At 56.3% G+C, this 12,854-nt stretch carries 11 protein-coding genes and 1 pseudogene; 1 reads left to right on the forward strand and 11 read right to left on the reverse strand.

Annotation, left to right across the window (positions count from 1 at the left end; translation table 11 throughout):
• Positions 1–2,131: branched-chain amino acid ABC transporter ATP-binding protein/permease (locus BMZ97_RS26775; protein WP_139221346.1), on the forward strand; the 2,131-nt coding region annotated here is incomplete at its 5' end.
• Between the two features lie 139 nt (positions 2,132–2,270).
• Here the strand turns inward: BMZ97_RS26775 and BMZ97_RS26780 are convergent.
• The 11 genes and pseudogenes from BMZ97_RS26780 to BMZ97_RS26830 form a co-directional block, all read right to left on the reverse strand.
• A pseudogene (locus tag BMZ97_RS26780) lies at positions 2,271–2,587 on the reverse strand (electron transfer flavoprotein subunit beta/FixA family protein); the annotation flags it as partial.
• 73 nt (positions 2,588–2,660) lie between these two features.
• On the reverse strand, positions 2,661–3,890 hold the full coding sequence (locus tag BMZ97_RS26785) for an ABC transporter ATP-binding protein (protein WP_092177219.1): 1,230 nt from the start codon (positions 3,888–3,890) through the stop codon (positions 2,661–2,663).
• A 25-nt stretch (positions 3,891–3,915) separates the two neighbouring features.
• Complete coding sequence (locus BMZ97_RS26790; protein WP_092177221.1) at positions 3,916–4,713, reverse strand: ABC transporter permease; 798 nt, start codon at positions 4,711–4,713, stop codon at positions 3,916–3,918.
• On the reverse strand, positions 4,713–5,597 hold the full coding sequence (locus BMZ97_RS26795) for an ABC transporter permease (RefSeq protein WP_092177223.1): 885 nt from the start codon (positions 5,595–5,597) through the stop codon (positions 4,713–4,715). The genes BMZ97_RS26790 and BMZ97_RS26795 overlap by 1 nt, the downstream gene beginning before the upstream one ends.
• Positions 5,594–6,568, reverse strand: a complete 975-nt coding sequence (locus tag BMZ97_RS26800) for an ABC transporter substrate-binding protein (RefSeq protein WP_175525760.1) — start codon at positions 6,566–6,568, stop codon at positions 5,594–5,596. Before BMZ97_RS26800 ends, BMZ97_RS26795 begins: the two co-directional genes overlap by 4 nt.
• 465 nt (positions 6,569–7,033) lie before the next feature.
• Positions 7,034–8,215, reverse strand: a complete 1,182-nt coding sequence (locus tag BMZ97_RS26805) for a CaiB/BaiF CoA transferase family protein (RefSeq protein ID WP_210188345.1) — start codon at positions 8,213–8,215, stop codon at positions 7,034–7,036.
• 108 nt (positions 8,216–8,323) lie between these two features.
• Positions 8,324–9,391, reverse strand: coding sequence for an ABC transporter ATP-binding protein (locus BMZ97_RS26810; RefSeq protein ID WP_092177227.1), 1,068 nt, complete (start codon positions 9,389–9,391; stop codon positions 8,324–8,326).
• 54 nt (positions 9,392–9,445) lie between these two features.
• Positions 9,446–10,252 carry an ABC transporter permease gene (locus tag BMZ97_RS26815; RefSeq protein WP_092177229.1) on the reverse strand — a complete coding sequence of 269 codons (807 nt, stop codon included), beginning with the start codon at positions 10,250–10,252 and terminating at the stop codon, positions 9,446–9,448.
• Between the two features lie 2 nt (positions 10,253–10,254).
• Entirely contained in the window at positions 10,255–11,151 is an 897-nt protein-coding gene (locus BMZ97_RS26820) for an ABC transporter permease (RefSeq protein WP_139221347.1), read from the reverse strand.
• A gap of 22 nt (positions 11,152–11,173) precedes the next feature.
• A complete protein-coding gene (locus tag BMZ97_RS26825; protein ID WP_092177233.1) occupies positions 11,174–12,241 on the reverse strand; it encodes an ABC transporter substrate-binding protein in 1,068 nt (355 codons plus the stop codon).
• A gap of 138 nt (positions 12,242–12,379) precedes the next feature.
• Entirely contained in the window at positions 12,380–12,823 is a 444-nt protein-coding gene (locus tag BMZ97_RS26830) for a nuclear transport factor 2 family protein (protein WP_092177235.1), read from the reverse strand.
• Between the last annotated feature and the right edge of the window lie 31 nt (positions 12,824–12,854).

A 12,854-nucleotide genomic window follows, 5' to 3' on the forward strand; every position in this document is an offset into this window, starting at 1 on the left:
CTGGACAGCGGTGACAGGCGGCGAGGATGGCCTGGGCGGCATCAAGCGTCCGCTCTTTCTCGGCATCGATTTCGAGGCGGCCCTGCCCTTCTACATGCTCGTCGCCACCATCGGCATGGCGGTGGTCTTCGCGCTCTGGCGCTTCCAGCGCTCGCCGGTCGGCACCGTGCTGGTCGCGATCCGCGAAAACGAGCAGCGAGCCCGCTTCCTCGGCTATGCGACCGACCGCTACAAGCTCGCGGCCTTCACGCTCTCGGCCGGGCTGACCGGGCTTGCCGGCTCGCTCCTGCTGTTCAACAACCGCATGACCTCGGCCGACCCGATCTCGGTCGCCTTCTCCGGCGAATTGCTGGCCATGGTCGTCATCGGCGGCATGCGCTCCTTCCTCGGGCCGGCGCTGGGCGCGCTCTTCTTCGTCATCTTCCGCGACTACCTCTCGAGCGCGACCGAGAACTGGCTGTTCTGGTTCGGCCTGCTCTTCGTCGCCTTCATCGTCTTCTCCCCGACCGGTCTCGTCGGCGTCGGAGAGCGCCTGCTGCGCCCCTTCCGCAAGCAGCTTGATGGCGACGCGGCGATGTCGGCCCGCCAGGCCGGCGCGGTGACGCTGCCGGCCTTCATGAAACCCGTCGACAGCGTCGATGGGCCGATCCTGCGCGCAACCGGCCTCGCCAAGAGCTTTGGCGGCATCAAGGCCGTCGAGGGCGTCGATATCACGATGCAGGACCGCCGCCTGCATGCGCTGATCGGCCCCAACGGCGCCGGCAAGACCACCGCCTTCAACCTGATCTCGGGCCTGTTCAAGCCCGATCGCGGCGAGGTCCGCTTGCGCGAGCGCCAGATCGCCGGGCTCTCGCCGGAGGCGATCACCCAGGCCGGCATCGGCCGCGCCTTCCAGATCACCAACCTGTTCCCGACGCTCACGGTCGCGGAGAACGTTCGGCTTGCCGTGCAGGCGCGCTCAGGCGAACGCTTCGCGCCCTGGCGCGCCGCCGCCTCGCTGGCGCAGGTCAATGACGAGACCAGCCAGGTCATCGACACCATGGGCCTGCGCGGCATCGAGGGCGCGGAAGCAGGTTCGCTCAGCTATGGCGGCCAGCGCCTGCTCGACATGTCGCTGGCGCTGGCGACCAAGCCGCGCGTGCTACTGCTCGACGAGCCCTTGGCCGGCCTGGCCGCCGCCGAACGCGAACGCGTCGGCAATCTGATCAAGTCGATCTCGACCGATTTGCCCGTGCTGCTGGTCGAGCACGATATCGACCGCGTCTTCGCCATTGCCGACCATGTCACGGTGATGAACGAGGGCTCGGTGCTGGTCGACGGCACCGTCGAGGATGCGCGGTCATCGCCGCGCGTGCAGGAGGTCTATATCGGCTCGGGCGCCCATGCACTCGCCGAAAAGCCGCGCGAGAGCGCCGCGCGCGAAGCCGTACTGCTCGGGCTCGACGGCGTCGACACCTATTACGGCAAGAGCCATATCCTGCGGCAGGTCGCTCTCGACGTGCATGAGAACGAAATCGTTGCACTCTTGGGCCGCAACGGCGCCGGCAAATCGACCCTGCTCAAGACCATCACCGGCATCGCCCCGCCCGCGGCCGGCACGATCACGCTGGCAGGCTCCGATATCGCCAGGCAGCCGCCAGCCGTGATCGCCCGCGCCGGCATCGCCTATGTACCGCAAGGACGCGGGCTTTTTGCCGGCATGAGCGTCAAGGACAATATGGAACTTGGCCGGCTCAAGCGCCTGACCGGCAATGGTTCGCATTGGGACGACGACAAGATCTTCGCCTTCTTCCCGCGCATCAAGCAGCGCTGGCATTCCCCGGCCGATTACCTCTCGGGCGGCGAACAGCAGATGGTGGCGGTAGCGCGCGCTCTCTCCGGCGACACCCGCGTGCTGCTGTTGGACGAGCCCTTCGAGGGCCTGGCGCCGGCCGTCGTCGAGGAATTGTTCGAGGCCTTCGACAAGCTGAGACAGGAGATCGCGATCGTGATCGTCGACCATCATCTCGATCTCGCTTTGGCGCTGTCTGACCGCACCGTCGTGCTGGAGCGCGGCACGGTCGTCCACACCGGCCCCTCGCGCGCCCTCAGCCAGGATCTGGCGCTACGCCGGCAGGTGTTGTGGCTGTGATGCCAGCTCCCATCAGCATAGCCGTCCGACCATGTCGTTTACATAGGCCATCCGGCGCGCCGCGCCACTATCCTCAACTCGGCAAAGGCCACGGCGACATCGTCGACATGGCGGGATGCCCAAGGTTGTCGAGCCGTTGTTCAAGCAGCTTCTTAAGGAGTTTAGCGACGGCGAGCGGCTCGACGTGCCGTCGAACTTCACCAGGATGCCGCGATCGGCGCCCATGGCAAGGCTGGTGCGGATAGTCTCGGCGGCCTGGGCCGGGCCTATCGAGACCACCACGACCTCGGTCACCTTGCCGGCCTCGCGCAAACGTAGCGCCTCTTCGACCGCGATCTCGTCGAAGGGATTCATCGACATCTCGACGTTAGCGAGCTCGACGCCCGAACCGTCCGCCTTGACGGGGATCTTCACATTATGGTCGACAACCCGCTTCGCCGGCACCAGGATTCTCATCCTTATTATCAAATGCTATGAGGGGTAATAGAGTCCGCCCGGATTGAACGCTGTATTTGTGGCATCGCAATTCTCACCGTCCCGGCTGATCTTGGTGCGACGCCAGCGGGAGCTGGAGTGCGGGTATGACTGTCGCGTCTTCCCGATTCCAACCGAACCAAAAGGTGCCTTCAAACGACGGCATATGGGGCCGATTGAGTGTTTGTATTGTAATCTCCTGGGCACGCTCCTCAGACAGCCGAGCCGTCGCGCGAATTTTTACCGTTGAGCCCACCATTGCCAACTCTTTGACGAAGGCTTGGATGAAGCCCCGCCGTGGATCGTGTGAAACAATGATATTCTCAGGCCTGACGATAAGATCGGCAGGATCGCCATCTTTTAGTGGACCCGGCGACGCAGGAAGCAGGTTTCCATCGATATCTACATTTGTTCCTTCGGCAGAGGATTGAACGAAGCCAGAAAATATATTAGCCTCGCCAAGAAATTTTGCGCAAAATAAACTTGTTGGATTGAAATAAATCTCGCTTGGAGTGCCAATTTGTTGTATACGACCATCGCTTAATATAGCGACCCTGTCCGACATACTCAGCGCTTCTTCCTGGTCGTGCGTAACATATATCATCGTGATACCACGCTCTCTTTGCAATTGTTTAATGTGATACTGCATATCAGCGCGCAGATTCTTATCCAATGCACCGAGAGGTTCATCTAAAAGGATCAATTTAGGCTGATATACCAACGCGCGAGCCAGAGAAACACGCTGTTGTTGTCCGCCAGAAATATTTGCTGGCTTTCTATCAGCCAGGTGAAGAAGTTGCACTGCTCCGAGCGCATCATCAACTCGCTTCTTGATCTCCTGAGATGCAAATTTACGTACTTTCAATGGAAAAGAAACATTGGCGCGCACGTCCATATGCGGAAACAACGCATAATTTTGAAAAACCATCCCGAGTCCGCGCTTGTTCATCGCCTCCCTAGTCACGTCTCGGTCATCAATGAGAATCCTGCCAGAAGATGGGTCTATCAGTCCGCAGATCAGATTCAGCAAAGTCGATTTACCCGACCCGCTAGGCCCGAGAAGCGTAAGAAATTCGCCGGCGTCGACGGACAGTGACGTTTCATGAAGCGCAGTCACAGTCCCATATTTTTTTGATACTCGATCAACTAACAAGTTCGACATATTATGGCGGCCCATCTCTAACATGTACGAAGGATACGAAATCTGCCGCAGCTTATGCGCTGTCCGGAGAAGAGCGTGTAAAACGTGACGCTGCCGGAACGTCTGATCATCGTTCAGGCTCATCAGTGTCCACCGACGCAATGCGACATCATGACGGTTTGCTTTTTCTAGCAAGGCCAATACCTGCGACCATGCATATGGCGAATGACAAAACTGTCAATAAGGTCGAAACAGCCGCCAGTATTGGTGTGCTGTCCCAGCGAACGCTCTGGAACATACGAACCGGCAATGTCGTCATCTCAGTGCTTGCGAGAAAATACGCGATCACCGTCTCGTCAAACGACATCAAGAACGCAAAAAGGGCTCCAGCGGTAATTGAACGAGCAAGCAGGGGCAGAACGATATGAATGAACGCATAGAAGTGACTCGCTCCCATGACATGCGCAGCTCGTTCCAGATTTTGATCGACGTCTTTCATACCAGAAAGTACTGCGGCAAATACAAACGGAAACGCATAGACCGCGTGAGCGACAACAAGTCCAACCTCTCTCCCCACGAGCCCGATGCGGACAAAGTACAGGTAGATTCCGAGTGCCAAAACAACTACCGGGACGACAGCCGGCGTCATGAACAGCCCATAGACCAGCTGGCGAATGGCAGACGAGGACCGATACAGCCCATAGGCTGCGGGCACTGCGATACAGGTTGCCAAAACCGTGCTCGCTAGGCCGATCCGGAGACTTAGCGTGGCTGAATTGAGCCAGGCAGCGTCAGCCCATAGCTGGTTGTATATGCGAACGCTCCAAACAGGTGGAGGGAATACGAGCTCGACTGGGTCCCCAAAAGATAACGGGATGACGATCAGTGTCGGCAGTAAAAGGAAAGCGAGCACCGACCAAGAGAAGAGCGTTGTGGTCCAACTCGCCTTGAAGAGCTTTGTTGACATTAGCGCCGCTCACGGAGGGGTAAGCTGCCTGCATTGGGAATTAGACTCATTGCAAGGATGCAGATAATTCCAGTCAGCAACAGGACAATAGCTGATAAAGAGGCTGCGGACCAATTTAATGTTTCTCGAGTGTAATAATCTATGAGCACACCAAGCGTTATGTCGCTACGCCCTCCGACGAGTTGCGGCGTTACAAAATAGCCTAACGACAAAATAAAACTCAAAACGATACCTACACAGACACTCGGGAAACTTAGAGGGAAAGTAACGCTCCAGAATGCTCGAAATCTGCTCGCGCCCATCGCAAACGCTGCATGGCGAAGGCGCTTGTCCTGGTTTAACAGATTTGCTAGTATAGGGAAGAACAGATAGGGGATGAATGCGTGAACCATTGCAATAACGACGCCCACATGGTTCATAATCAGCGTCGGGGCATTTCCTGAACCGACAAGAGCTGAAATAGCGTTGCGGACAATGCCCTGATCGCCAAGAATAACGATAAGTGAGAAGCTTTTTACCAGAATACTAGTCCAAAATGGCAATAACACAAGAATCATAACGACAGACCTACCGATCTGACCGAGTGTACTGGCATATACAGCTAGCGGGTACGCAACAATAGCGGCGATGAATGCGGACTGTAGCCCGAAAATAATTGTATTCCAGAATGCAACTCGAAAAAGCCGGCTATTCAGAACCGGAGGAATATGATCCACACCGAATTGTCCTTTGAAGGTGAACGCTTGGACGATCGTCGCAACGATTGGCCAGGTCAACACAAGCAATATGACAGCGACGGCAGGCCAGATAAACGGCGCGAATGGGCGTGGTTTGGGACTTGATACCACATCTGACGTTCGTTGACCTGTTGCCGTCGTGATCATGTGATAAGCCACTCCTTGAAGCGAGCATTTAGATCGTCCAGGCGCGGCCCCCACCAACTGATATCTGACATGATCGTGTCCGGAGCTGCCGGATCTGGAAGGCTCTTCATCACATTTGGGTCTACCAAAGGCATGGCAGCGGGCACTGCGGGTACGACCGCCTGAAGCTTGGCCCACTCCGCCTGCCGGTCGGGCCTTAGCATGAACGCCAACAGCCGCTGCGCCTCTTCAGGGTTGGGCGATTTGGCCAAGGGTGCCGTCCAAACACGGGCGAGCAGGTTCTGATGGGGAGAGACCGCGATCTTGGCGCCGGCCGAGACCGCGCTGAATACACGATTGTGGAAAGCATGTGCGAAATCGATATCGTTGGACTGGATCAGTTGAGGAGGCTGCGCACCGGTCGTGTACCAGGTTTTGATATGTGGCTTGATCTTATCCAGTGATCTGAATGCGCGCTCGACGTCGAGCGGGTAGAGCTCTCTCGGCTTGACTCCGTCAGCCAGCAACGCGATCTCGAGGGTGTCGACGGGGCGCGCATAGAGGGCTCGTCGACCCGGAAATCTCGAAACATTCCAAAAATCTTCCCAGATAGTTGGCGCTGGCTTGGACTGACCGTAGCGGTCGGTGCTGAAAGCTAGTCCGCCGCCGCCCGTGAAATAGCTCAGCGCATTTTCCCGGACCGCGTCGGAGGGGAGGCCACTGACATCCACGATATTGCGATCTATTTTAGCAAAGAGGCCGGCAGCTTCTGCGGGCCCGATCCAACCGGTCGCGAGATCGGACAGATCTATATCAGTGGTTCCACTCGCCAACTGAGCCTTGAATTTAGCTAAATCTGGCGTCCCGCCGATTAAAACCTTAATCCCCGTTTCCTTCTCGAACGGGTCAAAAAACGCCCGCCTCTGGGCGTCGACGAAGCCTACCCCCCAATTTGCTACAACCACTTTGGCACCGGGTTTCGTCGCACCCATTATAAAAGGGCTAGCTAAGGCCGCTGCCGAACCAACTAGGATCTGTCGCCGAGTTGTGGAAAGTCGGCTCCGAGGGGCGCCTAGCAGTTCAAAAGGTCGCGTCGACATGGCCATTTCCTTTTTGCGTTAGCCCGTATGGAATATTTGGCTTTCAGATTTTGTCTTACTCACATGCCGCAATCAGGCAGTTGAAGATTGTTGCCGGGGCGCCAAGATTGCGCCGGCCCGGCTCCTTTCAGGATGATCATCCATCCTGCGAATAGCCTCTCGTGCGGTGATCAGATCCAATGCGCACCAAGCCGCCGATTCAAAAACAGTGCCATCTTGAGCCGCTCTCACCGGCTCCCTTCGCGCACGATCATCTGGATGTCGCTCAGAATATCGAGTGCGCTGTGCGGGAGAGTCCGTCGGAAATCCGCGGCAGAGATGCTCATGCCCCTGCCCCTGCCGCTCGTGCTCGTCGCTTCATGCGGCGGCCACTCCGATAACGCCATCCCGCACCAACACCGCTATGTCTTCTTCCTTCATCGATAGGACGGAACGAAGGATTTCCGCTGTGTTCTCTCCCAGACGCGGAGCGTTTGCAGGCTTTGGCGGCGTGCGGCTCATATGCTGCACCGGATTTGCCAGCGTATGAAGAGGACCGTTCTCACCCTGGATCGTCCAAACCACGTTCCGGGCTTTTGCCTGCGGATCGTCGAAGGCTTGGGGCACATCGTTCAACGGTCCCGCCGGAATGGTGTAAGCTAGGAACCGCTCTTGCCACTCCGCGCGCGTGCGTGTCTTGAGAATATCTCGGAGTATTTCCGCTAACGCTTCACGATTTTTATAGCGCATTTCGTTTCGGCTGAAGCGTCCATCCTTCGCTAGTTCCGGCAAGTCAATCGCCTTGCAGAGACGCTCGAACTGGGCGTCGGTGCCGATCGCAATCAGCAGTGCTCCATCGGCAGCATCAAATGGTTCGACAGGCGCATGGCTCGGATGCGCGCTGCCGAGACGGGACGGAACGATGCCATCGTTCAGGTAATCGGCCCCCACCCCGAGGAGCGCCGCCATTCCTACATCAAACAAGGAAACGTCGATATATTGCCCCTTACCACTCCGATGGCGCTCCTGAAGGGCAACCAGCGCCGCGATCGCCGCATTCAGCCCCAGCATGATATCGTTGACCGGAGCACCAAGTCTAACCGGGGGACGATCAGGATATCCAGTAACGCTCATCAGCCCCGTAGCGGCCTGCAGGACCATGTCATAGCCCGGCCCGTCCTTGTAAGGACCCGTTTGACCAAAGCCCGTTACGGATACCGCTATGAGACGGTCGTTTAGTTTCATAAGCGCAGGAAAATCGATACCGAAGCGAGCGAGATTTCCGACTTTGAAATTCTCGACGGCGATGTCAGCCAGTTTGGCCAAACTGCGGACAATATCCTGGCCTCGAGGCTCGGCCAGGTTGATCACTACGCTTTTTTTACCACGGTTCACCGTAGCAAAGCCGCCTGAGCCCCAAGTACGCGACTCGTCCCCAGACAGCGCTTCGATCTTCCAGACTTCCGCACCAAAATCTGCAAAGATCTGAGTGCAGTTTGGGCCCGCCAGTACACGCGACAGGTCCAATACCTTCAATCCGGCCAAAGCTTCCATTTGCATTTGCTTAATTCCTTTAAGACGTAATCAAAACAAGGCGCAGATTGTCGTGCCCTGATGCTGCTCCGACTGAGAGTTGAGCACCGTGGGACGGCTGCCTGATCGAGATGGCTATTCGGGCAGTCCGATTGTGTCGGATGCCTCCCAACGCAGCCGTATCCGCTCGCCCCTTAAAGGGGGAGCTCGATCAATCCGCGTCTGTTCCTGTGCGATCAAACGCGTGCCGTCCGCGAGTTCCACATGATGGTTTGTAATGCCGCCCAGCATGACAGACATCACAAGCTCCCCGACGACCTCGTTGGTATTTGGCTGAGCGTCCGGTCCCGCGAGTTTGACGTTCTCGGGACGGACCATGGCGCAACCAATTTCCCCCGTCATAGGCGTTTCCGACGACAGACGGATCTCCTCGCCGCCTGGTAGGCAGATTCCACCACCGGAGGCAGTCGTGAAGCGCCCCCGCAAGATGTTCGACATTCCAAGAAAGGTTGCCGCAAAAAGCGATTTTGGCCGGAAATAAAGATCCGAAGGTGACCCTATCTGCAGGATCTTGCCGTTATCCATCAGCACGATGCGGTCAGACATGCTAAGCGCTTCCTCCTGATCGTGAGTAACGTAGAGCATAGTAATGCCCGATTCTGTCTGGATTTTCTTTATCTCGACCTGCATTTGCTCTCGGAGCCGTCGATCAAGTGCCCCCAGAGGTTCGTCCATCAGGATCAAAGAGGGATTGTAAACAATGCAGCGTGCAAGCGACACTCGCTGCTGCTGACCACCGGACAATTCCCGCGGCTTTCGTTGCGCGATTTGTGGCAGACGAATGATATCCAGAACGTCCATGACACGCTTCCGGATTTCAGCATTGGACACGCCGCGAATACGGAGCGGGAAGGCGATATTCTCGAAGATGGTCATATGCGGCAGCAAAGCATAATTTTGAAAGACCATGCCGAGATTGCGCCGATTAGGCGGAAGACTCGTAATATCCTCCCCATCGACCAAAACGCGCCCTGTCGTTGGAGCGATCATACCTGCAATAACATTGAGAAGTGTCGTCTTCCCCGATCCGCTCGAGCCCAAAAGCGTGACAAACTCGCCCTTGTCTACGGCAAGGTCGCTCTTGTCGAGCGCCACGACTGCACCGTAACGCTTGGAAACTCCTTCCAGCCGGATCATCGTCATACTGCTTCCTCTATTGGCACGCGATTGCTTGCGCGCTGGTCGATGCGCGTCATGTCACTCGTCTTTCGCGGTAGCAGCGACAAGTAGGCACACACCAAGTGATAGAAGGGTGAGAAGAGTCGAAATCGCGGCGATAACCGGCGAAATCTCCCATTGAATACTTCCAAACATCTTGACGGGCAATGTCGAAAAACCGGCCCTCCCGACAAAATAAGCAATTACGACTTCGTCAAACGAGATCAAGAACGAGAATAGAGCGCCTGCAACGATCGCCGGCCGAAGCAGTGGCAGGGTGACCTTGTAGAATATAAGCAATCGTCCGGCACCCATGATCTGCGAGGCCACTTCCAGGTTACGGTCTACGTTCTGCATGCCCGCCATGGCGGTGATTACGACGAAAGGCATCGCAATTAGCGTGTGCCCAAGCACGATCGGCAATGCGACGCCCTTTATGCCGATAGAAGCGAAATAGAGGTACACCCCTAATGCGACAACGATCACCGGGACGAGTATTGGACTCAACAAAAATAAAGTCAGAATCTTCTTGCCCGGGAAATCTGCCCGAACGAGCGCATAGGCAGCAGGCACGCCGAGCACAAGCGATAGCATCATCGTTGCTATCCCAACCCAGAAGCTTAAGACTGTCGCCTCCCACCAGTTCGACTCGAAGAAGTATGTACGGTACTGCGCAAGTGAGAAGGATGTCGGGGGAAAGCTTAGCTCCGTCCCGGCATTGAATGACAACGGGACGACAATTAAAGTGGGCAGGATCAAAAAAACGTAGCCCATCCAAGCAAGAAAAGTTGGAACACGCTCAGTAATTGAACGCCCCGCCCCGACCTGTGGTTCAATGTGAGCCATAGCTACGCCGCTTGTCCAAATGCGCTCATGCCGCCGCGGACTCGACCGAGCGCAAAGATAATGCCGCCCGAGAGAGCAAGAAGCGTGACGGCGACAGCCGAGGCGAGGTTCCAATTCAGGATCTCTCGTGTGTAGAGATCGATGAGGTTAGCCATCATCAGGTCACCGCGCCCCCCTAGGAGAGCGGTGGTGATGAAGAAGCCAAATGTTTGAACGAGGGCAAGGAGGCCCCCGGCTGCCACTCCTGGAAGGCTCAGAGGCAAAGTTATTCTAAGAAAAATGCGCAACCGGCTCGCGCCCATGATCTGTGCGGCCCGCGCCAGATCCGGATTCTGCCCTAGTAGGCTTGTCATGATAGGAAAAAGTACGAAGGGCACTAGAAAATGTACAGTTCCGATGATCACACCGGTCCGATTATAAAGCAACTGAATTTTGGGCAGGCCAACAGAATATAATACGGTATTGATTATGCCATCTTGACCTAATATAACCATGAATGCGTAGCTTTTTACTAGAATACTTGTCCAAAATGGAAGCATTACGAGTATTAACAATAGAGCACGGCGCCGTGGTGACTGCCGTGATAGATGGTATGCTATCGGATATCCAACAATGAGCGTGACAAAGGCCGCTGTTAAGCTAATCTGTAATGTATTATATAGTATTTTTATGAATAAATGACTCTCAATTATTTCACTATATCCATTCAAGGTGAAATTTGGGTCGAAAAGACTCTGGCGTAGCACGCTCCACAGAGGCGCGAGAAAAATTGCCATCGTGAAGATTGTGGCCGGGATGACGAATGGCAAAAGAGAACGAGACGGGCCGATGGAGCCAGAAGGCCATGAGCGGACCGCGATTGCCGGCTCGCCTCGCACATCTCTGTATTGCTCGGTCATCCCGGTCACCCCGCGCCGCAACTCAAACGAGCTGCCACTCCTTGAAACGCTTTGTCAGAGCTAGGAGGTTTGGCTCCCACCAGAACTCGTCGTTCAGAGCGTTTTTGGGACTGGCGGGATCGGGTGACTGACTCTTGAGTTCGGGAGACATTAATCGGATCCCTTCAAGCTTCACGGGAGGATAGCCCGTCAGGGTTGCAAAGTGAGCTTGGCGATCCGGGCGCATCATGAAGGCCAGATGCTTCATTGCGAGATCCCGCTTCTTCGTCCCCTTGAGCACCGCGACACGCCCCGTCTCGATAAGCACGCCCTCATTCGAATATCCCAGCGGAATTCCTTGTTTTTTGGCGATGAAAATGCGCCCTGCGGCCGAACTAACGAAATCACACTCGTTATTTTGGAGCAGGCTTACCGTCTGCGGCATCGCTCCGATCCAGTTTGTCACATGGGGTTTGATTTTATCGAGCGACTTGAAGGCTCTCTCGACATCCAGTGGGTAAAGCTTTTTTGGATCGACGCCGTCCGCCATCAAGGCGAATTCAAGATTGCTGGTGACGCGAGTAAGCAAACCACGCCGCCCAGGAAAGGCTTTCACATCCCAGAAACCTTGCCAGTCGGTTGGATGTTTGCCGTCGGCGAATTTGGCAGCATTCCAAGCCAGGCCGCTCGAGTAAGTGCAATGTCCGATTGCGTTTTCGTGTTGGGTGCCCGGGACAGCATCTGACGTATCGACGATGGTAGGGTCGATCTTCTCCCAAAGATTTTCTCTCGCGCCAGCGGAAAGCCAGCCGGTAGCGAGTTCGACGATATCCCATTCGATATTGCCAGCATGGACCTGCGCCTTGGCCTTCGCAAGGTCAGCGCCATCTGTAACGACCACCTTGATGCCCGTTGCTTCAGTGAAAGGCTTGTGAAAAGCCTCGGTCATCGAGGCTGCCCAGCCACCCCCGAAGCTGGCAACGATGAGCTGGTCATCCGCCGCGCGCGCGCGCTGCGAGCTGATGACCATCGGGCTGACAACGACCGATGCAGCTACTCCAGCCATCAGCGAGCGGCGCGTTAGCTTCAGTTCAGGCTTTAAGAACGTCATAGCACCCTCCGTTATGTAGATGCAGTTGCAGACACAGCCGTCTATTTTATGGAGATTCAAGATTTCGTGGCGATAATGGCGCCATCTGCTTAAAATCGTAGCCGAAAGACTGCCAGGCCCGCCCGATTTCGAGCCGCGTCAGCCGGCTTTTGCCGCGTCCGCCGTCATGGCCCAATTGCTGGTATCAAGAAGCTGAATGGCCCACAATTCCGAGGCGTCCCGGGCGATTTCGACTCGTCCAAGAACGATGCCGTAGGCTTGAAGAGGAGCCGGCCGCCTGACCTCCCCGGGATCGCTCGCGTAGACCTTCAGGTAAAATGACGCCCGCAGACATTCGGACGCGTTCGATTCCACGACAACGTTGCTTACGACGTGGATGGTCTCAAGCGTCGCGGAGCGACCCGATACGCGACCAAGAATGGCCGCCCTGCCTTCCAGCAATAAATCGGACTTCAGTTTCCAGCTACCACCGTCGGTGAAGCAGGCGACCTCGGCTTCAAAGTCCTTGCGGTCGTGAAGCTGGAAAAGCCTAGCGAGCAAATGCGTCGCCAGAAGTGCCTCGCTTGCCATCATTTCCTGCATTGGCTTGGACCCGATCCTGTCAAGTGGCCCG

The sequence above is a fragment of the Allobosea sp. OK403 genome (assembly GCF_900113835.1).
In the GTDB taxonomy this organism is placed as follows: domain Bacteria; phylum Pseudomonadota; class Alphaproteobacteria; order Rhizobiales; family Beijerinckiaceae; genus Allobosea.

Coding starts and splice junctions, on each gene's coding strand:
- BMZ97_RS26785 (WP_092177219.1), bottom strand. CDS start 3,890: ATGAGCCTGAACGATGATCAGACGTTCCGGCAGCGTCACGTTTTACAC.
- BMZ97_RS26790 (WP_092177221.1), bottom strand. CDS start 4,713: ATGTCAACAAAGCTCTTCAAGGCGAGTTGGACCACAACGCTCTTCTCT.
- BMZ97_RS26795 (WP_092177223.1), bottom strand. CDS start 5,597: ATGATCACGACGGCAACAGGTCAACGAACGTCAGATGTGGTATCAAGT.
- BMZ97_RS26800 (WP_175525760.1), bottom strand. CDS start 6,568: ATGGGTGCGACGAAACCCGGTGCCAAAGTGGTTGTAGCAAATTGGGGG.
- BMZ97_RS26805 (WP_210188345.1), bottom strand. CDS start 8,215: ATGCAAATGGAAGCTTTGGCCGGATTGAAGGTATTGGACCTGTCGCGT.
- BMZ97_RS26810 (WP_092177227.1), bottom strand. CDS start 9,391: ATGACGATGATCCGGCTGGAAGGAGTTTCCAAGCGTTACGGTGCAGTC.
- BMZ97_RS26815 (WP_092177229.1), bottom strand. CDS start 10,252: ATGGCTCACATTGAACCACAGGTCGGGGCGGGGCGTTCAATTACTGAG.
- BMZ97_RS26820 (WP_139221347.1), bottom strand. CDS start 11,151: ATGACCGAGCAATACAGAGATGTGCGAGGCGAGCCGGCAATCGCGGTC.
- BMZ97_RS26825 (WP_092177233.1), bottom strand. CDS start 12,241: ATGACGTTCTTAAAGCCTGAACTGAAGCTAACGCGCCGCTCGCTGATG.
- BMZ97_RS26830 (WP_092177235.1), bottom strand. CDS start 12,823: ATGCAGGAAATGATGGCAAGCGAGGCACTTCTGGCGACGCATTTGCTC.